This window comes from Synechococcus sp. R55.7 (genome assembly GCF_047461955.1).
GTDB lineage: Bacteria > Cyanobacteriota > Cyanobacteriia > Thermostichales > Thermostichaceae > Thermostichus.
Genome location: NZ_JANSIC010000519.1, coordinates 1 through 540, shown reverse-complemented (window position 1 = coordinate 540; position 540 = coordinate 1). Strand labels below are relative to the sequence as shown.

The window sequence follows — 540 nt, the reverse complement described above, 5'->3', positions numbered from 1 at the left end:
CGAGCCTCAGTGATTTTGCGGATAAATGAGGTTTGGCTGGGGCGTACTGAGCAACGATGGAGAAAGAGCAATGCAGGTGGCGAGGTCGATGTCAACTGATGAGCAATCAGCACAGCAGGGCACTCCCCAGCCCAAGGTGGCTTCTCTAGGAGTTGCCGGGGATCGGGAAGCGCGGAAGAGGGCTGCCCATGAAGATCTTCAGCCGCTCAAAGTCAGCACCCGCAAGGACTCCGTGCCGCTGACGCGATCCGCTCTGATGCGGCGTTTTAACCAGAGCTTTCCGCCTTTTTACAGCCAGTTTGTCAGCAGCGAGGTGCAGGCCCAAAATCTGCGCTTGGCTTACACCCTCTACCAGACCCGCAAGGCGGTGGTACAGGTGCAGGACGAAGGTCGCAAGACGGTGGTCTGTCTGGCCTACCGCAACCGACCTTCTCTGCTCAGCGATCTGTTTGGGGTGTTCACCGCTTTTAATCTCTCGGTGCACGGCATCCATCTCTATGGGCAGATCTACTCACCGCACCTGGTGTTTATCCGCACCAT

General features: G+C 57.4%; 1 pseudogene. It reads left to right on the top strand.

Annotation, left to right across the window (positions count from 1 at the left end):
- Nucleotides 1-88: 88 nt before the first annotated feature.
- A pseudogene (locus tag NW820_RS13460) lies at nt 89-540 on the top strand (hypothetical protein); the annotation flags it as partial.